At 43.7% G+C, this 21,124-nt stretch carries 16 protein-coding genes, 1 riboswitch and 1 other annotated feature; of the genes, 13 read left to right on the plus strand and 3 right to left on the minus strand.

The window, feature by feature from the left end:
- Window positions 1–20 precede the first annotated feature (20 nt).
- Window positions 21–1,604, minus strand: a complete 1,584-nt coding sequence (gene pckA / locus ACH6C1_RS06150; protein ID WP_374075487.1) for a phosphoenolpyruvate carboxykinase (ATP) — start codon at window positions 1,602–1,604, stop codon at window positions 21–23.
- Window positions 1,605–1,791: 187 nt separating this feature from the next.
- A riboswitch (SAM riboswitch) is annotated at window positions 1,792–1,896 on the plus strand.
- Between the two features lie 183 nt (window positions 1,897–2,079).
- On the opposite strand from pckA, the gene metK reads away from it, so the two are divergent.
- Window positions 2,080–3,279 (plus strand): methionine adenosyltransferase, encoded by a 1,200-nt coding sequence (gene metK / locus ACH6C1_RS06155; RefSeq protein WP_374075489.1) that lies wholly within the window; start codon window positions 2,080–2,082, stop codon window positions 3,277–3,279.
- A gap of 135 nt (window positions 3,280–3,414) precedes the next feature.
- The gene (gene asnB / locus ACH6C1_RS06160) at window positions 3,415–5,322 is read left to right on the plus strand and encodes an asparagine synthase (glutamine-hydrolyzing) (RefSeq protein WP_095224281.1); all 1,908 of its coding nucleotides are present in this window, start codon (window positions 3,415–3,417) and stop codon (window positions 5,320–5,322) included.
- A gap of 33 nt (window positions 5,323–5,355) precedes the next feature.
- Here the strand turns inward: asnB and ACH6C1_RS06165 are convergent, their stop codons facing one another.
- Window positions 5,356–5,865 carry a gamma carbonic anhydrase gene (locus ACH6C1_RS06165; RefSeq protein WP_374075492.1) on the minus strand — a complete coding sequence of 170 codons (510 nt, stop codon included), beginning with the start codon at window positions 5,863–5,865 and terminating at the stop codon, window positions 5,356–5,358.
- Between the two features lie 88 nt (window positions 5,866–5,953).
- Between ACH6C1_RS06165 and ACH6C1_RS06170 the strand changes: the two genes are divergently transcribed.
- The 7 genes from ACH6C1_RS06170 to ACH6C1_RS06200 all read left to right on the plus strand — a co-directional run bounded on the left by ACH6C1_RS06170 (window position 5,954) and on the right by ACH6C1_RS06200 (window position 14,319).
- Entirely contained in the window at window positions 5,954–7,036 is a 1,083-nt protein-coding gene (locus ACH6C1_RS06170; RefSeq protein WP_374075494.1) for a tetraprenyl-beta-curcumene synthase family protein, read from the plus strand.
- 440 nt (window positions 7,037–7,476) lie between these two features.
- Entirely contained in the window at window positions 7,477–8,643 is a 1,167-nt protein-coding gene (locus tag ACH6C1_RS06175) for an iron-containing alcohol dehydrogenase (RefSeq protein WP_374075604.1), read from the plus strand.
- A gap of 69 nt (window positions 8,644–8,712) precedes the next feature.
- Complete coding sequence (gene pdxA, locus ACH6C1_RS06180; RefSeq protein WP_374075606.1) at window positions 8,713–9,717, plus strand: 4-hydroxythreonine-4-phosphate dehydrogenase PdxA; 1,005 nt, start codon at window positions 8,713–8,715, stop codon at window positions 9,715–9,717.
- 173 nt (window positions 9,718–9,890) lie between these two features.
- Window positions 9,891–10,331, plus strand: coding sequence for a NanQ anomerase/TabA/YiaL family protein (locus ACH6C1_RS06185; RefSeq protein ID WP_374075496.1), 441 nt, complete (start codon window positions 9,891–9,893; stop codon window positions 10,329–10,331).
- A gap of 22 nt (window positions 10,332–10,353) precedes the next feature.
- A complete protein-coding gene (locus ACH6C1_RS06190) occupies window positions 10,354–11,517 on the plus strand; it encodes a sialidase family protein (RefSeq protein WP_374075498.1) in 1,164 nt (387 codons plus the stop codon).
- A 368-nt stretch (window positions 11,518–11,885) separates the two neighbouring features.
- The gene (locus ACH6C1_RS06195) at window positions 11,886–13,169 is read left to right on the plus strand and encodes an SLC13 family permease (protein WP_374075500.1); all 1,284 of its coding nucleotides are present in this window, start codon (window positions 11,886–11,888) and stop codon (window positions 13,167–13,169) included.
- 172 nt (window positions 13,170–13,341) lie between these two features.
- Window positions 13,342–14,319 carry an alpha/beta hydrolase fold domain-containing protein gene (locus tag ACH6C1_RS06200; RefSeq protein WP_374075502.1) on the plus strand — a complete coding sequence of 326 codons (978 nt, stop codon included), beginning with the start codon at window positions 13,342–13,344 and terminating at the stop codon, window positions 14,317–14,319.
- Window positions 14,320–14,412: 93 nt separating this feature from the next.
- On the opposite strand, the gene mnmM is transcribed toward ACH6C1_RS06200, so the two are convergent.
- Complete coding sequence (gene mnmM, locus ACH6C1_RS06205) at window positions 14,413–14,982, minus strand: tRNA 5-(aminomethyl)-2-thiouridylate-methyltransferase MnmM (protein ID WP_095224439.1); 570 nt, start codon at window positions 14,980–14,982, stop codon at window positions 14,413–14,415.
- 183 nt (window positions 14,983–15,165) lie between these two features.
- On the opposite strand from mnmM, the gene ACH6C1_RS06210 reads away from it, so the two are divergent.
- The 4 genes from ACH6C1_RS06210 (at window position 15,166) to ACH6C1_RS06225 (ending at window position 20,888) form a co-directional block, all read left to right on the plus strand.
- The gene (locus tag ACH6C1_RS06210; RefSeq protein WP_374075505.1) at window positions 15,166–16,113 is read left to right on the plus strand and encodes a BMP family ABC transporter substrate-binding protein; all 948 of its coding nucleotides are present in this window, start codon (window positions 15,166–15,168) and stop codon (window positions 16,111–16,113) included.
- Window positions 16,114–16,118: 5 nt separating this feature from the next.
- Complete coding sequence (locus ACH6C1_RS06215; RefSeq protein WP_374075507.1) at window positions 16,119–17,780, plus strand: methyl-accepting chemotaxis protein; 1,662 nt, start codon at window positions 16,119–16,121, stop codon at window positions 17,778–17,780.
- Window positions 17,781–17,821: 41 nt separating this feature from the next.
- Window positions 17,822–18,035 (plus strand) — a binding site (T-box leader).
- A 74-nt stretch (window positions 18,036–18,109) separates the two neighbouring features.
- A complete protein-coding gene (gene leuS, locus ACH6C1_RS06220) occupies window positions 18,110–20,524 on the plus strand; it encodes a leucine--tRNA ligase (RefSeq protein ID WP_374075509.1) in 2,415 nt (804 codons plus the stop codon).
- A 58-nt stretch (window positions 20,525–20,582) separates the two neighbouring features.
- On the plus strand, window positions 20,583–20,888 hold the full coding sequence (locus ACH6C1_RS06225) for a rhodanese-like domain-containing protein (RefSeq protein WP_374075511.1): 306 nt from the start codon (window positions 20,583–20,585) through the stop codon (window positions 20,886–20,888).
- The last annotated feature ends 236 nt before the right edge of the window (window positions 20,889–21,124 follow it).

Raw genomic sequence — 21,124 nt, forward strand, 5'->3', positions numbered from 1 at the left:
CGATTATGGGGCAGTTCTTTTTATCTGTATAGCGGTCCTGCTTGGCGGACAGTTTCATCAATGAAATCGAATTTAGCAAAATTTTGATGGAATTTTACTGCAAGTTCTTGTGCCTTCGCTTTGTAAGCAGCTTTATCCTCCCATGCATTTTCCGGCATCAGCAGCTCTGCTGGCACATTTGCAATAGAAACAGGAACATGCAGGCCGAAGATCGGATCTTGCGTAGTCTCTGTATCATGCAGTTCTCCGCTGAGAGCAGCCTGAACCATTGCTCTTGTAAAGGCAAGCTTCATTCGGGAACCGGAGTGATAATCTCCACCCGTCCAGCCGGTATTGACTAGATATACCTCTGCTTGATGCTCACTGATTTTTTCCCCGAGCATATCAGCATAAACAGAAGGTGCCAGCGGCAGGAATGGAGCACCGAAGCAAGTCGAGAATGTTGCTTCAGGTTCTGTGACGCCTCGCTCTGTTCCGGCAAGCTTGCTCGTATAGCCGCTAAGGAAGTGATACATTGCCTGTTCAGTTGTCAGTTTACTGATTGGCGGCAGGACGCCGGTCGCATCTGCTGTCAGGAAGACGATTGTTTTTGGATGACCTGCCAAGCTCTTCGGCAGACTGCCCTTGATGTAGTCAATCGGGTAAGCTGCACGTGTGTTTTCCGTTACAGATCCATCTTCATAATCACAAACACCAGCTTCATCAACTGCTACATTTTCAAGAATCGTACCGAATTTAATGGCGCCATGAATTTCCGGCTCTTTTTCAGCGGAAAGATTGATGCACTTAGCGTAACAGCCGCCTTCGATATTGAAGATACCATCAGGTGACCAGCCGTGTTCGTCATCCCCGATCAAAGGTCTGTTCGGATCAGCTGATAGTGTCGTCTTACCTGTTCCGGATAAACCGAAGAAGAGGGCTGTATCATTATCAGGTCCGACGTTGGCTGAGCAGTGCATCGGAAGGATCTCCTGCTGCGGCAGGAGAAAATTCATTACAGAGAAAATGGATTTCTTCATTTCCCCGGCATATTCTGTACCGCCTATCACGATTACGCGCTGTTTGAAAGAGACGATTACAAATGCTTCTGAATTAGTGCCATCGACTAGCGGATCTGCTTTTACACCAGGAGCAGAGATGACAGTGAATGCAGGTTTATGTGCAGCCAGCTCTTCTTCACTCGGCCGGATGAACAATTGGTGGGCAAACAGATTATGCCAAGCGTATTCATTGATTACCTGTATCGGAAGGTGGTAGCGTTCATCAGCTCCGGCAAAGCCTTGGAATGAGAAAACTTCTTCCTGCGCCTGCAGGTAGTCGACGACTTTACCTAATAAGTGTTCGAATATTTCTTCGCTGATAGGCTGGTTGACTTTTCCCCAGTCCACTTTGTTTTCGGAAAGCTCGTCTTTGACGATGAATTTATCTTTTGGTGAGCGGCCGGTATATTTTCCTGTCGCAGCCCGCAGAGCACCAGTCTTTGTCAGACGTGCTTCCTGGCGGGACAATGCCGCCTCCGTCAGCTGAGCCGCGGATAAGTTTTTTCTTACATTGGATTGGGAGCGCATTTCTTCTAACGCTGTTAATGCGTGCATCATTCGCATCTGGATCCCGCCTTTTTTAAATTTTTAATTAGTATAACACATTAAAATATTAATACATACTATTTTAAAATGCAATCAATAAGCGGATGCTTTATCGAATAATAATTCCTAGTTTTTTAGTTGGTATTAACATGATTTTGTTGACTTCTGTAGGCTGTTCCGATAACATAGTTGCGAACGGAAAACACTCTTATTCAGAGTAGGCGGAGGGACAGGCCCTAAGAAACCCGGCAACCGTCACATTTGTGAAATGGTGCTCAACCTGAGCAAGGGATACCTTGAACGATAAGAGAGGGAATAAGCCATCCTTCTGTTATGATGGAAGGTTTTTTTTATGTAACGGCTTAATAACAGAAAAAGAGCAATACTATTGGTAGTGCTCTTTCAACCTTCACCCATTATCAAGTTTCTTAATAACATACTTGGAAAGAGTAAAACTTCCGTATTAATCGTAGTTGAAGGGGGATTTGGCAGAATGACTGCTAATCGTCGATTATTTACCTCAGAATCCGTTACTGAAGGCCATCCGGATAAAATCTGTGACCAGATTTCGGATGCTATATTAGATGAAATACTAGCTAAGGATCCGAATGCCCGTGTTGCTTGTGAGACGACTGTTACGACAGGTCTTGTACTTGTTGCAGGTGAAATCACAACAAGCGCTTATGTTGATATCCAAAGCATCGTCCGTAAAACAATCAAGGAAATTGGTTATACACGTGCGAAATATGGCTTTGATGCTGATACATGTGCTGTATTGACAGCAATCGATGAGCAATCTCCAGATATCGCAGGCGGTGTCGATCAGGCGCTTGAGGCTCGTGAAGGGCTGATGACAGACGAAGAAATCGATGCAATCGGCGCAGGTGACCAAGGCTTGATGTTTGGCTATGCAAGCAATGAAACACCAGAATACATGCCTCTGCCAATTTCACTGGCGCACCGTCTATCCAAGCAATTGGCGAAGATACGGAAAGATGAAACTGTGGATTACTTGCGTCCGGATGGGAAAACACAAGTAACGGTAGAATATGATGAAAACGATCATCCAGTACGTATTGATACGATTGTCATCTCCACGCAGCATCATCCGGAAGTCGAGCAATCTCAGATCCACGCTGATTTGAAAGAGCTTGTTATCAAACCTGTTGTTCCAGCGGAATTGCTGGACGAAAATACGAAATACATCATCAATCCGACAGGTCGTTTCGTTATCGGCGGGCCGCAAGGTGATGCAGGTCTGACTGGCCGTAAAATCATCGTTGATACGTATGGCGGCTATGCTCGTCACGGGGGCGGAGCATTCAGCGGGAAAGATGCTACGAAAGTGGACCGTTCCGGTGCTTATGCAGCACGTTATGTGGCGAAGAACATTGTTGCAGCAGGTCTTGCTGATAAATGTGAAGTACAGCTTGCTTATGCAATCGGTGTTGCTGAACCAGTTTCCATCAGTATCGATACTTTCGGAACAAGCAAACAATCCGAAGAGGCATTGGTAAAAGCAGTACGCGATCTATTCGATCTTCGTCCTGCCGGCATCATCAAAATGCTGAACCTGCGTCAGCCAATCTACAAAGATACAGCTGCATACGGTCACTTCGGACGTACAGATAAAAACTTCCCTTGGGAGCAGACTGACAAAGCAGTACAGCTGGAAAGCTATACATTTGCATAATCTGCTTGAAAGGCAAGAGCGATAATTACGCTCTTGCTTTTTTTTGTGTCGGCGCCCATAATCTTCCTTCAAGAACCGAATTGTTTTATGCTATAATTAATGGCTAGAAGTAATGAAAGAGAGGCTAATAAGTAAATGTGTGGTTTGATTGGCGTAATTAGAAAGAACGTAAAACAACTAACGCAAGCTGATAAGGATAAATTCAAACAACAGAACAACATCATCACGCACCGCGGTCCGGATGATGAAGGATATTACCATGACGAGCATGTATCATTCGGTTTCCGCCGCTTGAGTATTATTGATATCGAGGCTGGTGTCCAGCCATTAAGCTATGACGACGAAAAAATCTGGATGGTCTTCAACGGAGAAATCTACAACTATGTAGAGCTTCGTGAAGAATTGCTGAAAAAAGGCGCAGAGTTCAAAACGGAATCCGATACCGAGGTCATCGCTGCGATGTACCATACATACGGAACGGAAGCATTTAAAGAGCTTCGCGGTATGTTCAGCATCTTGCTATGGGATAAAGAAAAGAAAACACTTTTCGGAGCACGTGATCCATTCGGCATCAAACCGCTCTTTTATAAGGAGACAGAAGATGAGATTTTCTTCGCTTCTGAGAAGAAGAGCATCACACTTCTGGAAGAATCAGAAACAGTTGATACCGAAGCGCTGCAGCATTATTTGAGCTACCAGTATGTACCGGAGCCATTCACGATGACAGAAGGTATCAAAAAGATAGAGCCTGGTCATTACTTCGTGAAGCGTGAAGGTGAACCGATAGAATTCCATCGATACTGGCATGCGACATTCTCACCGAAGATCATGGACAAGCAAGCTTGGATCACGCGTATCCAGGATGTTCTTCATGATTCTGTGAGCAAGCATATGCGAAGTGATGTGCCGGTCGGTTCCTTCCTTTCCGGCGGAATTGATTCCAGCATCATTGTAGCCATTGCGAAGCAATTTAATCCGAATTTGAAAACATTCTCTGTAGGTTTTGAACGGGAAGGATTCTCCGAAGTTGATGTCGCGAAAGAAACGGCTGAAAAACTCGGAGTAGAAAACTATTCCCATATCATCACACCAGAAGAATATTTAGAGAAACTTCCGAAAATCATGTGGCATATGGATGATCCATTGGCTGATCCATCCGCTGTGGCCCTTTATTTTGTGGCAAGAGAAGCTAGCAAACATGTAACAGTTGTACTTTCTGGTGAAGGTTCCGATGAGCTATTCGGCGGTTACAATATTTACCGTGAGCCAGAATCCTTGCGCATGTTCGACAGCATTCCTGGACCTGCAAAAGCTTTGCTTGCAAGAGTGGCTAAAATCTTGCCAGAAGGTGTACGCGGTAAGAGCTTCCTAGAGCGTGGTACAACACCATTGAAGGATCGCTATATCGGAAATGCTAAAATGTTTGAAGATGCAGACAAGCAGAAGCTATTGAAAACATACAATGATGCAATCCATTATCAACAAATCACTGCCCCATTGTATGCGAATGTGAAAAACGAATCCCTTGTCGATCAGATGCAGTATATCGACATTCATACATGGATGCGCGGAGACATCCTATTGAAAGCAGATAAGATGACAATGGCACATTCACTTGAGCTTCGCGTACCATTCTTGGATAAAGAAGTATTCCGCGTTGCCCGTGAGATTCCGGAAGATCTGAAAATCGCTAACAACACAACAAAGAGCCTGCTTCGTGAAGCAGTAGAAGGCATTGTGCCGGATCATGTTTTACATCGTAAAAAACTTGGTTTCCCAGTACCGATGCGCCACTGGCTGAAAAACGAATTGAATGGCTGGGCGAAGACACTCATCCATGAAAGCCAAACAGATCATCTTTTGCATAAAGACTATATCTTGAATCTGTTGGATGCGCATTGTCAAGGCAAGGGAGACTACAGCCGTAAAATTTGGACTGTACTTGCCTTCATGCTATGGCATCAGATTTATGTTGAACGTAAGTATGACTTTGCGGAGTTCCAAAAAGTCGACAGAGTGGAAAGCAAGCTGCAGACCACATAATAAAAAAGCCGTTCCTGTAAAAGGGGCGGCTTTTTATGTTGTTTCTTTATACTGTTTGCTTTTCTTGATATATTCCATTCGTATGCGCTCCATATCTTTGTAATCGGCTTCGGTCAAATCACGAATGACTTTAGCAGGTCTGCCGAATGCGAGCTTGCCGGAAGGAATCGTTTTGCCAGGAGGCACGAGTGACCCCGCACCTACATATGCGCCATCCTCGATGATCGCACCATCAAGGACGAGTGAGCCCATCCCTACAAGGGAATTTTTCCCTATTGTGCAAGAATGCAGCGTAACTTGATGACCAATCGTGGCTCCTTCCTTTATAATAAGAGGAAGGTCAGGGCTTTGATGAAGGACGCAAAGATCTTGGACATTGGCGCCTTCACTGATTACAACTGGAGCAACGTCTCCGCGTATAACTGTCTTAAACCATATACTGGCATCTTTTTCAATCGTAACTTCCCCTGTAATAACAGCATCAGGGGCAACATAAGCATCTTTGTGAACATGTGGACGTTTCTTGTCGTATTCGTATATCATTTGAATACTCCCTTCGTTTATGTTCTTATAGAATTAATAGATTTTTTGGAATGAAGACAATCCCGGATTCGAGGAGCGAAATCACATTATGACCCAACAAATACCAAAGTCATCGGTTTTACTTATGCATCAAGTATATCGGAAAATATTCCCGGAAGTACATAAAGAATTGGAACTATGGACACAGAGGGCAGAAGCGATACCGGATCCGGAACTGCGAAAGCAGGCGCTGGAGAGTATTCGGACCAAACGCTTCCATTGCCAGGGTGGAGCGGTGTACAGTCTGCTTGCTGGTGATGCATGGAAGCAGGCAATCAAGTTCATTATTGCCTATCAGACTATCAGTGACTATCTCGATAATTTATGTGATCGCAGTACTTCACTCGATCCAGACGATTTTCGCCTGCTGCATCAATCAATGCTGGATGCATTGCAGCCAGGTGAAAAGCTGAAGGATTATTATGCATTGCGTGATGAAACAGAAGACGGCGGATACTTGCACTCGCTTGTTTTCACGTGTCAGACTATCCTTGGCAAACAGCCTAATCTGCAAGTTCTGCAGCCGTATTTGCTGAAACTTTCTGGATTATACGGCGATTTGCAAGTGCACAAGCATGTAGCGAAGGAAGAACGGATTGAAAGACTGACAAACTGGTTTGCCCTGCATCAAGAGGAACACCGGGATCTTACGTGGTATGAATTCTCGGCATGCAGCGGGTCGACACTCGGTATCTTCTGCTTTGTTTCTTATGGAATGGGGATGGAAATCGACCAGCAATTGGCTGATGATATCTATCAAAGCTATTTTCCATATATGCAAGGACTTCACATTCTGCTCGATTACTATATTGATCAGATGGAGGATGAAGAGGAAGGCGATCTGAATTTCTGCCATTATTACCGAGACTCGGAGGAAATGAAGGAAAGACTCCTATACTTCATAGAACGGACGAACGAAAGTGTCCAGCGTCTACCGCATGCGTCATTCCATGAGATGGTCCATCACGGGCTTGTCGGACTGTACTTGGCAGATCGCAAAGTGAGTCTGCTTTCGGATAGTAAAGAGATGATCAAAACATTGCTCAAGGCAAGCGGCAACAAATCGAAGTTTTTCCATTTGAATATCAAGGCATACAATAAAATGAAAGAAGCGCGTACCCCGATTGGCTAGGGGATCGCGCTTCTTTCATTTTTTCTTCTCTGATGAACGACTGCTAAAAACACATGAGCAGGTCGAACAACAGGAATTTCTGTACATACTCCGGTACCGGTTAAGACATTCTAAGCTCATTTCAAATCCACATTATATCAGGATGACACCATTCGGAAATTGCTTGTGACTGTGATAGGTGTATCCGGATTTGCTTCCATACCATCTCCCGGTGACAGTGCATGTAAATTTCAAAAAATATGTTGATAAATTAAACAACTATATATATAATGAATTTATGAAAGCGTTATAAAAATGAATGGTGTTTAAAAATTAAACAATAGTTGGTTGGATGGAGCAGTATTAGCGGAATTTAAATAAGAATGCCAGTGCCAGTGACACTATACTCCATTGCATTCATAAAAAGTGAAGGAAATGAGGTAAGGACAATACAAACGACAATGCAGAAGTTATATAAATTTCAAACAGCAGATCATATTATTGCCGGACCAAATTCTCTTGGTGATTTAGGAGAGCAACTTCATTTAGTAGGCACAAAAATACAGTCGGCTTTAATTATTACACAGCCGCCAATGGAAGATTTAGGGTTTGTAGATCAAATAACAAACCAACTATCAGCAAAGGGTATTAAGGCGCAAGTTAATACGAACATCCTTCCTGAACCAACAGTTGAAAACATCGAAGAAGTATTTCAAAGTACATCCATTGAAAATTACGACGTATTAATTGGTATTGGAGGAGGAAGCGTTCTTGATACCACTAAAATTCTATCTGTATTAAGAACGAATGATAAATCAGTCCGTGAACTGTTAGGAACAGATTTAGTTGAAAAACCTGGTACCCCAACAGTGTTAATTCCCACTACTTCAGGTACAGGAGCTGAAGTAACGCCAAACGCGATCGTTACATTGCCTGATGAAGAATTAAAAGTCGGAATAGTAAGCAAGCATCTTCTGCCGAACATTGTAATCCTTGATCCGCTTTTAACTTTAGGGTTACCAAAGCCTATTACAGCTGCAACAGGAATGGATGCGTTTACCCATTCACTGGAATCATTTATCTCAACCAAAGCAAACTTAATCAGTGACATGGTTGCGTTAGAATCTATTCGCCTTATCTCGTCGAGTATCGTTGAAGCCTATCAAGATGGACAGTCTGTTGAAGCGCGAGAAAAAATGCTTGTTGGTTCTATGTATGGCGGGATGGCCCTGACGGCAGCGGGTACAGCAGCTGTACATGCACTGGCTTATCCATTGGGAGGAAAGTTCAAAATTCCTCATGGTGTAGCAAATTCAATGCTTTTACCTCATGTCATGGAATTTAATATGGATAGCATAATAGATCGTTTGTACCTTGTAGCTGAACCAATGGGCATTGAAATTCAAGGGCATTCAAAAGAAGAAGTGGCTCAAAATGTAGTGGACCGTATTGTAGAATGGACGAACATACTGGAAATTCCACAAAACTTGAAGGAATATGGCGTAACAGAAGAAGATATCCCGGAATTAGCTATTTCGGCTTCTAAAGTCACACGTCTGTTGGATAACAATCCAAAGGATATAAGTGTAGAGGATATGGAAACGATTTATCGCAAATTACTAGTTTAGTTGTTACTATAGCTTTCAGCATGGCTAAATGCTGACAGGCCGAGCATGAAGTTCGTGGGAGGGAATATGATGAAGCCGATTATAGGGATTACCATGGGAGATGCCGCCGGTGTGGGTCCTGAAATTATTGTAAAAGCCTTGAGCCATACAGCCGTATACGATATATGCAGACCGATTGTGATCGGTGATACGAAAATAATTGAAAGAGCCATCCGCGTCACACAATCTCCATTAACCGTTGAGACTATTGCATCTGTCTCAGATAGTAAATTTGAATTTGGCAGAATCGATTGTATTGATTTGGATTTATTGCCAGCTGATTTACCTTTTGGAGAGTTATCCCCAAAAGCAGGAGATGCTGCCTTCCAATATTTGAAAACGGCAGTTGAGTTGACAAAAAAGAAGGAGATTCAATCGATCTGTACCGCGCCATTAAATAAAGAAGCCCTCCACAAAGGAGGACATCTATATCCAGGACATACTGAAATTCTTGCAGAGTTAACGGAAACAGCTGATTATTCCATGATGTTATCTTCGCCAAAACTAAAAGTCATCCATTTAACCACACACGTTGGCTTGATTAGTGCAGTAGAGTCTATCACGCCAGAAAGAACGTATAAGGTTGTAAAGCTTGCTCACGAAACGTTGACACGTGCAGGATATACAAATCCAAGCATCGCGGTTTGCGGAATTAATCCACATGCGGGTGAAAATGGGTTGTTTGGTGAAGGGGAAGAAGAAGAAAAACTAGTTCCTGGAATACAGGAAGCATTTTCTGAAGGCATAAATGTAAGCGGTCCGCATCCTGCAGACACTGTGTTTTTCCGAGCAGTTCGTGGTGATTTTGATCTGATCGTTGCCTGTTATCATGATCAAGGCCATGTTCCGATAAAGGTATTAGGCTTGGAAGAGGGGGTCAATATCACGGTTGGTTTAAATGGCGGTGTTATTCGTACCTCCGTAGACCATGGTACTGCATTTGATATTTCCGGAAAAAATATTGCAGATGAAAGAAGTATGCTTGCAGCTATCCAATCGGCAGCTGACTTGTCTCCAAAGGAAGTTTTGAAATAAGAATTAAAATAGTCATTATGCAAAATGGGTGCTTGTTCCCCAAAAATCTCAGTATGGGTGTCGAACCTAGAATCTTGCTCAAGAAGTTTTCAAAGAAGCTTATGTGAAAAATGTAACCCCTTATCTGGGGAAGAAGTTAGCTCATAACGTTAATGCAGAAATGAGTGAATTGTGTGATCTTCGATGTAATAGAGAATTTGGATGAGTATAAATCCTTAAATCCAAAATTCGACAACGGTTTAAAGAAATTCAAAGAAGCAAAGATAGATTATAATAAGCGATTTGATTTTGATGGAGGCTATTTGTTCTTTCAGGAAGGATCTACGACTCACATAGATGAAGGGACGTTTGAAGCTCATAAAAAATATATCGATATTCAAATTGTATTGGATGGATCGGAATATGTAGCATGGGCACCCATTGATCAATTAGCAGTAGATGTTACATACAATGCCGAGAAAGATGTCGTTCGATTAAACGGCAGTCCGAAAACGACTATGAAAATCAATAAAGGCATGGCCTACATTTGTCTGCCTCACGATGGACATAAATCTCTAAAACATATAGATGAAACGACGAGTTATAAAAAAGCAATTATTAAAATCGAAATTTAAATAGAAAGATAAGGTGAATAGCATGAGTAATAAAATAGTAATTAACGAGTCAATTCCAAACGGTAAATTATATCATGATGCATATACAAATATTGATTTTTCTTTGATTCCATCCGGACCATTCTCAACTGCACATGCACCGACTGTTACAAAGTTGGAAAATGGTGATTTACTATGTGCGTGGTTTGCAGGTTCATTTGAAGGCAGCCCGGACATTTCAATTGTATTATCTAAATTCGATCATCTCTCCCAAGAGTGGAACGAACCGAAAATCATCTCACAGGACGATACGCGCAGTGAGCAAAACCCATCATTCTTCCATGCACCCGATAATTCCGTTTGGTTGATCTATACTTCCCAGGAAGGCAGACAGCCAGATAAAGATAATATGCAATTCACTTCCATTATTAAGTATCAAAAAACAAGTGACAATGGTGAAAGTTGGTCCGAGCCAGAAGTGTTGTTCAACCAGCAAGGTACTTTTGCACGACAAGCTATTCAAGTATTAAGCAATGGCAGATGGATTTTCAGCACGTGGGTATGTGAAGATTCCGAATTTGGTCTGACGAATGATCCCACAGTAATGCATGTGTCGGACGATGAAGGACTGACTTGGAAAGAAGTACGTATGCCTGATAGTAATGGACGAGTACATGCCAACGTCATAGAATTGGAGAATGGTCATCTCGTGGCATTTATGAGAAGCAGATTCGCAGATTATATATATAGAAGTGAGTCGGCCGATTATGGAGATTCTTGGACAGCTCCTGAGCCAACAACCTTGCCAAATAACAATTCAAGTGTAAGCGCAATCAAACTGGATAACGGTGCAATTGCGATTGCATATAACGCTAATTCAGCTAATAACCCTGAAAAAGGCAAAGTAGCTTGGCCTGGATTACGAAACCCTGTCGTAGTTTCCGTGTCGGAGGATGCTGGTAAAACTTGGCCGATTGGTCGGATTATAGAACACGCTGAAGGTTTCATTGGAGTGGAGAATAAAACGAACAATTCACAGTTCGAATATCCAACTATTTATCAGGATCCGCAAGGGTATCTACACCTAGTTTACGCGTATAAAAATAGAATGTGTGTAAAATATAATGGTTTTTCAGTTGAGGACATTTATGGCGCAAAGCGCGAATACGAAGGGGTCTACAATCCAACTTCTGGAGAAATAAGCTAAGTAGAAAGGCCAGATGAATCTACCAGTAAATGAAAAGAGTGTGGGGCGACATAGCGGCTGTCTCCTAATACTCTAGCATCGGTGTGCTGCGTTTGCATAGCAGCCGCAGCACACTTTCATGCAACGCTGTCGCATATAGTTTGAACACATTGCTAGAAAAGGTGCGCGGTTGAATTGCAGCAGAGCAATCTGAGAGGTTTAACATGCTCCTATATAAAATTTCCATTGGAGCGCCTTAAAATGTAACCGCTTCATCGGGAAGGATTAGCTCGAGATTGTAAGGGAGTATGATGTACAACTCATAAGAGACTCTAGGAAGTCTTCAAGATGATGGCAAAGTGTCATCACTTAAGAGAGGAGTAACAAAAATGACAATGGATATGTATCTTGCACTTGGTATCTTGGTGCTGATGATTGTGATGATCATGTCAGATAAGTTTGCCTTCGGCGCACCACCACTCATAGCTTCCCTTTTGCTTGTAGTGACAGGTCTGGCCACAGTTCCCGAGGCTTTCGCCGGCTTTGTAAATTCAAGCGTTATCATGGTCGCCGGCTTTATGGTTGTCATGGCGGGACTAATGAAGACGAGTGTAATTGGTAAGGTTCAAAGTTCTATGCTTGCTTTGGTGAATAAGGGAGGATACAAAAGTTATGCTCTTTTGATTGTAGTGGTTATGTTTGGTGCCAGTTTAGCTGGACCTGGTTCCACTGGATACTACGTGCTTATTTTATCTTTGATATCTACTATCCCTTACAATAAAAAAATGCCTACGTCTAAATTAATGATGCCTTTGGGATTTGCGACTAACCATCCTTTGATTCCTTTCAATGTGGCGCTGTTTTATGGTGTTACTGTCAGTGTACTGGAAACAGCTGGATTTACCGGCGGGCTTTCTATGTCTAAGTTTGCAGTGGTGAATTTCATCTTGACCCTTGGTTTTTTGGCGTGGGCTTTGGTTGCTTATCGTCTATTGCCAGATCATCCGATTTCGGAAGATTCTGGATTTGATGAAGTGGCAGTTGCGTCTGAAATCAATACCATGCCTCAATGGAAAGAATACGCTACGATAGCGGCTTTTGTCTTAAGTGTAGCAGGCATGATGCTCATGAATTTATTCGGCGAAGCGGCTTATGTCATACCTGGCTTGGCTGGGGCATTCTTGCTGATAATTAATGTACTTGACTTCAAGGAAGTTCGAGATAATATGAGTGCACCAGTCATCCTGTTAATGGCCGGTGTTATAGGGGTTGCCAATGCGTTGGCGGAGACTGGATTCACAGCTATGGTAGGAGACTACGTGGCAAATTCTTTAGGGACTAATATCAGTCCATTCATGCTGATCTTCATTTTTGCTCTTTTAACTAGTACATGTGCTACGTTTACTGGTTCAAATATGGGTTCTGTATATATCTTTGCACCGATCGCTATTGCAACAAGCCTGAGTTTGGGTCTTGATCCAACTGCTGCAGCGGTTGCAGTTGTAATATCTGCATGGAACGGCGGCTACATGCCAGTCGATGGTATGCCTGCTATGATCTTAGGTATGGGTAAGTATAAGCTGCCGCAGTTCTGGCTGTTCTCCGTACCTATGTATGTGATTCGAATATTCGCGCTAAGTGTTGGTGCGATGATTATGTTCCCTGTAAGTTGATTATGTAATAACAGGAACTGATGAATGGAATGCAATCAGCTTGTATAACGAGGAATAAGCTGGAGTCGTTTTTGTTTTAACCTGATAGAGAGCTTGATTCCAAATCAGGATGAATCCTTTATCAACTAGGTGGTCTATAAAAGACTGAAACATATATTGGGAGGAAACGTGTATGGGACAACAGATTTCTAATGTAAAACCATTATGTCCGCCAGGCCGTCCGCCGCGCTACGAAGATATACCCTTTGCCGAGGTAGCGCTTGATACTGGTGAGTCATACACACTGAAAATGGACATTTATCAAGACCTTAACCAGAAAACTCCAGGTCCCTGCATCATTTACTATTTTGGTGGTGGGTGGATGTATGGAGAATACAAGCAGGTTACCCAGAAAGCAGTATATTTCAGGGAACTTATAAAGTTGGTAGAACAAGGATATACCATTGTATCTCCATCCTATCGCTTGGCCAGTCAGTCTGTTTTCCCGGCGTGCATTCATGACTGCAAGGGAGTGGTGCGTTATTTGAAAGCGAATGCAAATAGATACCATATCGATCCTGAACGAATTGGCGTGTTGGGGAACTCTGCTGGCGGACATCTAGCAGCAATGGTCGCAATGAGCGCAAATTGCAGGGAAATGGAAGGGGATGTCGGCGGTAACCAAGAATATACAAGTGCGGTAAGGGCAGCAGCAATTTTTTATGCGCCATCCGACATAGTAGAACTCATCAAGAGTGATACCAATGCAGCATTAAAGAATTTGTCTGGAACAGAAGTTGATCATGCAGACAAGTCCATGGATACTGTTGTAACCCAAATTCTTGGATATACTGAGCCTGGAAAATCGTTGTTGGATTTGAATGGATTGCTGGAAAGCGGTGATACGGGTGAACTGGATTGGAAGTATATAGAACTAGCCAAAAAATGCAGTCCGATTACATACGCAAGCGCCGATAATCCACCGATGATGATTTTGCATGGGAGTAAAGACCCTCTGGTACCGATTGAGCAAAGCGAGAGCCTTTATAAAGCCCTAGTGTCTTCTGGTGCGGAGGCTATGTATCTAGCTGCTTCCAAGGCTAATCACGGCCCCACAATGGGAGAGGAAGCTGATCAGATGGCGTATCAGTTTTTAAAAAACAGACTTTGAGTATATGTATAACACCGAATATTATCAAGTTTCTTGCTGAAAGCCTATAAAAAAGAAGCGCGTACCCCGATTGGCCAGGGGCTCGCGCTTCTTTCATTTTTTCTTCTCGATTGCAATGATGAATGGCGGAGTATTCTTTTGGTTAAGGAAACGGTACTGCAAGACGGCGTAATGTTTTTGATCATAATCCTTTACGTGGGCAAGCAGTCCTTCTTTTTCAATGGCGCCTTCCGGATGGCCATGATAAACGACCAAAACGATTCTGCCGCCGGGTTTCATTGCGTGACGGATTTTCTCAATTGCAGTAATCGTGCTTTCTGCATTGGTGGTAATAGCTTTACTGCTCCCTGGCAAATAGCCTAAATTGAAAATGGCTCCAGCAAGCTTCCCTTCATCTTCGGGAGTTATATAATGATCGACACGCTGGTGGCTGTCCAGAATCAAAGTCGTATTCGTGACATCATGCAGGCTTAAGTGCTTACTCGTCATTTCGATGGCCTGCTCCTGTATATCGAATGCCAGCACCTTTCCATCTTCGCCGACATAACGGCTGAGTACGAGTGTATCGTTCCCATTTCCGCATGTTGCATCAATGACTGTATCTCCTGGCTGAATCACTTGCTCCATCAGTTCGTGTGCATAAGCGATAACGTGTTTTAGCATTTCCCTGAATCCTCTCTCTGACAAATTGTACTCTCTTATTTTTACGCTACATGCGCTTATTTAGCAAATCAAATCTCTTTAATGTAAAGGAAAATTTACAATTAATTTACCAAATATATGTAGAAACCTGTCGATGTAAGGACCATAGTATTAGTATGAAGAAAGAGAAAGGAGTATATCGACATGTATAAGTACATCCTAATACCTATTTGTGCCTTGATTCTATGTTATTTATCTGGGTGTGCGGCAAACCCGGCAGCAGCTAAATTGGATGAAGAAAAACGTATCGGTATCGTTTTGACAGAAGCAGGGCTCGGAGATCAGGAAGGAAATGATTTAGCGATCGAGGGACTGACAAAAGCGAGAGACCGACTTGATATCATTTATTCATATAAAGAGATCACTGCAGAACTAACCTATGAAAAAGCATTAAAGGAACTAGCGGAAGAAGGAATGGACACGATTATCACGTTGGAAACAGCAGCGGAGGATGCGGTAATCAGTGAGTCGAAGGTCAATCCCGATACTACATACATAGCTTTTGAGACGGAGCTGGAAGGAGAAAATCTGTTCGGCTACTCATTTGATACAAAACAGGCAGGTTATTTGGCTGGAGTGGCGGCTGCCACTGTGACGCAGTCTGGTAAAGCAGGGTTCATTGGCGGGTCGTCCAGTGCTTACCTGGAAGGTTTCGAACAAGGAATTGCAGATACGTCCAAGGATACCGAACTGCTCGTTCGGGGGACTTCGCCAGATGATAAGGCAGCAGGCAGCAAAGCGGCAAAGGAAATGATCGCTGAAGAAGCAGATATTCTTTTCGCTGAGCCTGGCGATGCTGGAAAGGCAATGCTGCAGCAAGCAGCACTCGCGAATGTATATGCGATCGGCGCTGGAGGTGACCAGAGCTATCTCGCTCCTGAAAATGTCGTCACGTCTGCTCAGGTGCAAATTGATCATATTATATTCGATTTTCTTGAACGGTTATCAAAAGGCAAAGAGTTGCCTGAAAATCATATGATCGGTTTAGAAGAGCAGGCTGTCGGGTTAAGTCCTATCGCTGTTGTCAGTATTACCGACACAGTTGAAGGGAAAGTCCATACAGCGACACAAAAGCTGTTAGAATCGGAGTGAGCTAAATGAAACTGACACGGAAACTATTCCTGCAGGCAGCAGGGACGAGTGCTTTGGCATTGGCGCTCATTGCATTTATCATTTTCAGTATGATAAGGATCAATGCTTCGAGTTATGAGCAAGTTCAGCATCTCCTTCAGCTTCAACAGCTTGACAGTCAGCTGAACAATGCCGGACAGGTACTGCGGAATACGACTACAATCCGCACGGATGCTTCCGCGGCTGATTTACGCTCTTACATGGAACAAAGCAATTCAAGCTTCAAGCAGCTTTTGCAATCATCGGAAGGGCAGTCAGCAGCATATCTTGAGGCGGGAAAGGAAAAATATGATGAATGGCAGGCAGAAGTAACGAGTCTGCTGACTAATGTGAATGAGATGGATGCGCTACGGTTATCAAGCCGTGTCCAAGGACTGCTGAATGATATTTATATGGCGAACGCATACAGTACAGCAGCTTATGAGGATGAACAGCTTGCCCTGCAGAATCAGATTACATTTGTGATTGTGGTGTCTGTTATAGGCGTATTGCTGCTCATAGTCATCACAAACTACACATCACGAAGAACGAGTAAGTCGATTGCTGATCCCCTATTGGCACTCGCATCCAGGACGAACCAAATTGCAGCGGGTGATCTAACGGTGGGACCGTTAGAGAAAACAGGTAGTCTGGAAATCAGTGAGATGAACCAAGCCTTCGGACAAATGACGGAGCAGCTGAAGAATTTGATTGGTTCCATTGAGAAGGCTAGTGATGAAGTAGCCGGAATGTCTGTTGAAATTGATAAAGACAACCAGAATCTACAGGGGCTCCATAAAGAAATTGCTGCTTCAGTTGGGGAAATCACTTCCGGGTCGCAGCGAATTTCTGCAGATTTGCAGCAGACGGTGACGCTGATAGAGCAGATGGATAAGCAAGGCAGTGCAAACAGTGCGTTTGCTACGGAAACAGTCGCGCTGGGCAAACTTGCGTCTGAGGCAGCGGTACGCGGCAGGGAAACTGTACATAACCAGCAGCAGCTCATGGTCAAAAACGGAGAAAGCAGGGACTTGATGGAAGCATCGCTTCGAGGTTTCATCCAATACTCCCAGCAAATCGAGCAAATGGTAGCATCAGTATCTTCTGTCGCTGAACAGACCAATCTGCTTGCGCTAAACGCCGCAATTGAGGCTGCAAGAGCGGGTGAAGCGGGGAAAGGCTTTGCTGTCGTTGCAGATGAAATTAGAAAACTGGCGGATGAGTCCAAATCATCTGCAGATGCTATTTATCAGACGGTAGGGTCGATTCGACAGGGTACTATGAGTTTATCCGAAGCTGTTCAATTCGGCCATGAAATTGCCAAAGCGGAAACAGCTTCTATGGAAAGTATGGAAAGCTCATTCATGGAGATCGAAGAAAAGTTTCAGTCCATCTCGAATCGGCTGCAGCAAATCCAAAACGGCAGCATCCAATCGGAGCGGCTGGGAGCTGAGGTACTAGGCAGGGTAGAACAAATCAGCAGTACCCTCCAGGAAAATACTGCGAAGACCGATATCGTCCATCATTCCACCAATGCCCAGTATGGAGCGTATGAGCAGCTGGCAATGACAGTCGGTCAGCTTGACCGTGTAACAAGTGAACTGCAGGACGCTGTTTCGGTGTTCCGGACGGAAGCTGCCGAATCTTGACAAATGCAGTCCAGTTCCGTACACTGGACACAACAATACTGTGAACGATGAGGAGAAGGAGTAGTAGCAAGCTCTGCTTGGTTTAAGAGAGACGGCGTTCCGGTGCAAGCCGTCCCAGCATCTTGTGAACTCGCCTTCGTAATTGCAAAAGGGAACTGCCAGTACTTTTTGCCGTTTTCCGCGTTAAGGAATGTCGAGCGGGCGCAATTAGCGCTAAGTTGGGTGGTACCGCGGGAGAAGTCTCTCGTCCCATTATTGGGATGAGGGGCTTTTTTCTTTGCTTCACGGTCAGATTGTTCAAGTTGAAGAGAGTACAGGAGGCACACGATATGTCATTCAATCATCATGAAATCGAAAAGAAATGGCAAGCTTATTGGGAAGAAAATAAAACATTCAAAACAGATACTTCCTCTGAAAAACAAAAGTTTTATGCGCTGGATATGTTTCCTTATCCATCCGGTGCGGGTTTGCATGTTGGGCATCCTGAGGGCTATACAGCTACAGATATTCTGTCTCGCATGAAACGGATGCAAGGCTATGAAGTACTGCATCCAATCGGTTGGGATGCCTTCGGATTACCTGCAGAGCAGTACGCGCTCGACACTGGAAATGATCCGGAAGAATTCACGAAAAAGAATATCGCGACCTTCACAAGACAGATCAAGGAGCTTGGGTTCTCTTACGATTGGGATCGTGAAGTTAATACGACAGATCCAGAATACTATAAATGGACACAATGGATTTTCCTTCAATTGTATAAAAAGGGTCTTGCTTATGTGGATGAGGTAGCAGTGAACTGGTGTCCAGCTCTTGGTACTGTACTTTCCAATGAAGAAGTCATCGACGGAAAGAGTGAACGGGGCGGACATCCTGTCATCCGCAAGCCGATGAAGCAATGGGTGCTTCGTATTACTGCTTATGCCGATCGCCTGCTAGAAGACTTGGATGAACTTGACTGGCCGGAAAGCTTGAAAGAAATGCAACGCAATTGGATTGGACGCTCGGAAGGTGCGGAAGTAACATTCCGCATAGAAGGCACTGATGAAAGTTTTGATGTGTTTACGACTCGTCCGGATACTTTGTTCGGTGCTACATTCGCGGTACTGTCCCCAGAGCACCCGTTAGTTGATAAAATTACTACTGAGGCACAACGAAAGGCTGTAGAAGCATACAAACAAGAAGTTGCTGCGAAAAGTGATTTGGAGCGTACAGATCTTGCGAAAGAGAAAACTGGTGTCTTTACCGGAGCATATGCAATCAACCCGGTCAATGGCGAGAAAATGCCGATCTGGATTGCGGATTATGTACTTATGAGTTATGGTTCCGGAGCTATCATGGCTGTACCTGCTCATGATGAACGCGACTATGAATTTGCAAAGACTTTCGATTTGCCGATCAAAGCAGTTATCGAAGGTGCTGATATAGAAAATGAAGCTCATACTGGTGAGGGAGCGCATATCAATTCTGATTTCCTTGATGGTATGAATAAACAAGATGCAATATCTGCAGCAATTGCTTGGCTGGAAGAGAACAAACACGGTTCGAAAAAGATCAGTTATCGTCTGCGTGACTGGATTTTCAGCCGTCAGCGCTACTGGGGTGAGCCAATTCCAGTAATCCATTGGGAAGATGGTACAATGACAAGTGTACCGGAAGAAGAGCTTCCACTTGTTTTGCCGAAAACAGATGAAATCAAATCATCCGGCACTGGTGAGTCCCCGCTTGCTAATATTACGGAATGGGTGAATGTCACTGATCCGGAAACAGGTAAGAAAGGGAAGCGTGAAACACATACAATGCCGCAATGGGCAGGAAGCTGCTGGTACTTCCTTCGTTATATCGATCCGAAGAACCCGGAGAAGCTGGCTGATTTTGAGACGCTGAAGAAATGGCTGCCGGTTGACGTATATATCGGGGGAGCAGAGCATGCTGTGCTTCACTTGCTGTATGCGCGTTTCTGGCACAAGTTCTTGTTTGATATCGGTGCTGTACCGACAAAAGAACCTTTCCAAAAGTTATATAATCAAGGAATGATCCTTGGAGAAAATAATGAGAAGATGAGTAAATCCAAAGGTAACGTGGTCAACCCTGATGATGTTATCGATTCCCACGGTGCAGATACACTTCGTCTATATGAAATGTTCATGGGGCCGTTGGATGCTTCCATTGCTTGGTCTGAAAATGGATTGGATGGCTCCCGTCGATTCCTTGATCGTATATGGCGATTATTTATCACAGAAACAGGAGAACTTTCGGAGAAAGTACAGGACACAGAATCGGAAGATCTGCAAAAAACGTATCATGAGACTGTCAAAAAAGTGACAGAGGACTTTGAAGCTTTGCGCTTCAATACAGGTATCTCTCAATTGATGGTATTCATCAATGATTGTTACAAAGCTCCTGTCATCCCACGCGAATTTGCGGAAGGATTCATGAAATTACTTTCACCGGTGGCACCGCATATTGCAGAGGAGCTATGGAGTAAACTTGGTCATGAAGATACGATTACGTTTGCGGAATGGCCGGTCCATGATGAGTCGAAGCTTGTTGAACAAGAAATCGAAATCGTATTACAGGCAATGGGTAAAGTGCGATCAAAAGTTATGGTGCCTCATGATGCTTCAAAAGAAGAACTTGAGAAAATCGCACTAAACGACGAACAAATGAAAAGCTGGCTGGAAGGAAAGACTGTCCGTAAAGTGATTGTCGTTCCAGGCAAGCTAGTCAATGTAGTAGCAAACTGACAGCGAATCCCTTCTGTTTTACGGAAGGGATTCTATTTTAAGTAAAGGGGAACGGAACATGCGGAATATACAACCGGAAGAATTGGATGAACTAATTGAAAATGGCACCTCTTCCTATAAAGTGATTGATGTACGGGAAGATGAAGAAGTAGAGCAAGGTATGATTCCTGGAGCAATTCATATCCCGCTGCAGCAAATACCTGAGAAGCTGTCTGAATTACCGACGGACGACACATATGTACTTGTCTGCCGCGGCGGTCATCGAAGCATGAATGCTGCTGCGTTTATGGAGAACCAAGGCTATGATGTGATCAATATGGATGGCGGAATGCTGGAATGGAAAGGCGAACTCGTCTTTAAATAAGGTAAAAGCACTGCGAGGAAGACGGTTCGACGGCTTCCTCGCAGATATTCTATATTTCTTTGAAACTAGTATTGACAGTATCGAAACATGGTGATAGTATAGAGTTACTGTCGCAAGGCAGTCATTGATCTTTGAAAACTGAACAAAACAACCAATTACGAACTAAACGACATGATCGCAAGATCAACGTCAGCTCTAACGAGCAATGCATCAAAACTTTCATGGAGAGTTTGATC

The sequence above is a fragment of the Terribacillus sp. JSM ZJ617 genome (assembly GCF_044383785.1).
In the GTDB taxonomy this organism is placed as follows: domain Bacteria; phylum Bacillota; class Bacilli; order Bacillales; family Amphibacillaceae; genus Terribacillus.

What these genes read in the sequence shown, in the direction of transcription:
- ACH6C1_RS06210 (WP_374075505.1), top strand. Translation starts at nt 15,166, where the DNA reads ATGTATAAGTACATCCTAATACCTATTTGTGCCTTGATTCTATGTTAT.
- pdxA (WP_374075606.1), top strand. Translation starts at nt 8,713, where the DNA reads ATGAAGCCGATTATAGGGATTACCATGGGAGATGCCGCCGGTGTGGGT.
- ACH6C1_RS06190 (WP_374075498.1), top strand. Translation starts at nt 10,354, where the DNA reads ATGAGTAATAAAATAGTAATTAACGAGTCAATTCCAAACGGTAAATTA.
- ACH6C1_RS06225 (WP_374075511.1), top strand. Translation starts at nt 20,583, where the DNA reads ATGCGGAATATACAACCGGAAGAATTGGATGAACTAATTGAAAATGGC.
- ACH6C1_RS06165 (WP_374075492.1), bottom strand. Translation starts at nt 5,865, where the DNA reads ATGATATACGAATACGACAAGAAACGTCCACATGTTCACAAAGATGCT.
- mnmM (WP_095224439.1), bottom strand. Translation starts at nt 14,982, where the DNA reads ATGCTAAAACACGTTATCGCTTATGCACACGAACTGATGGAGCAAGTG.
- asnB (WP_095224281.1), top strand. Translation starts at nt 3,415, where the DNA reads ATGTGTGGTTTGATTGGCGTAATTAGAAAGAACGTAAAACAACTAACG.
- pckA (WP_374075487.1), bottom strand. Translation starts at nt 1,604, where the DNA reads ATGCGAATGATGCACGCATTAACAGCGTTAGAAGAAATGCGCTCCCAA.
- ACH6C1_RS06195 (WP_374075500.1), top strand. Translation starts at nt 11,886, where the DNA reads ATGACAATGGATATGTATCTTGCACTTGGTATCTTGGTGCTGATGATT.
- metK (WP_374075489.1), top strand. Translation starts at nt 2,080, where the DNA reads ATGACTGCTAATCGTCGATTATTTACCTCAGAATCCGTTACTGAAGGC.
- ACH6C1_RS06170 (WP_374075494.1), top strand. Translation starts at nt 5,954, where the DNA reads ATGACCCAACAAATACCAAAGTCATCGGTTTTACTTATGCATCAAGTA.
- ACH6C1_RS06215 (WP_374075507.1), top strand. Translation starts at nt 16,119, where the DNA reads ATGAAACTGACACGGAAACTATTCCTGCAGGCAGCAGGGACGAGTGCT.
- ACH6C1_RS06200 (WP_374075502.1), top strand. Translation starts at nt 13,342, where the DNA reads ATGGGACAACAGATTTCTAATGTAAAACCATTATGTCCGCCAGGCCGT.
- ACH6C1_RS06175 (WP_374075604.1), top strand. Translation starts at nt 7,477, where the DNA reads ATGCAGAAGTTATATAAATTTCAAACAGCAGATCATATTATTGCCGGA.
- leuS (WP_374075509.1), top strand. Translation starts at nt 18,110, where the DNA reads ATGTCATTCAATCATCATGAAATCGAAAAGAAATGGCAAGCTTATTGG.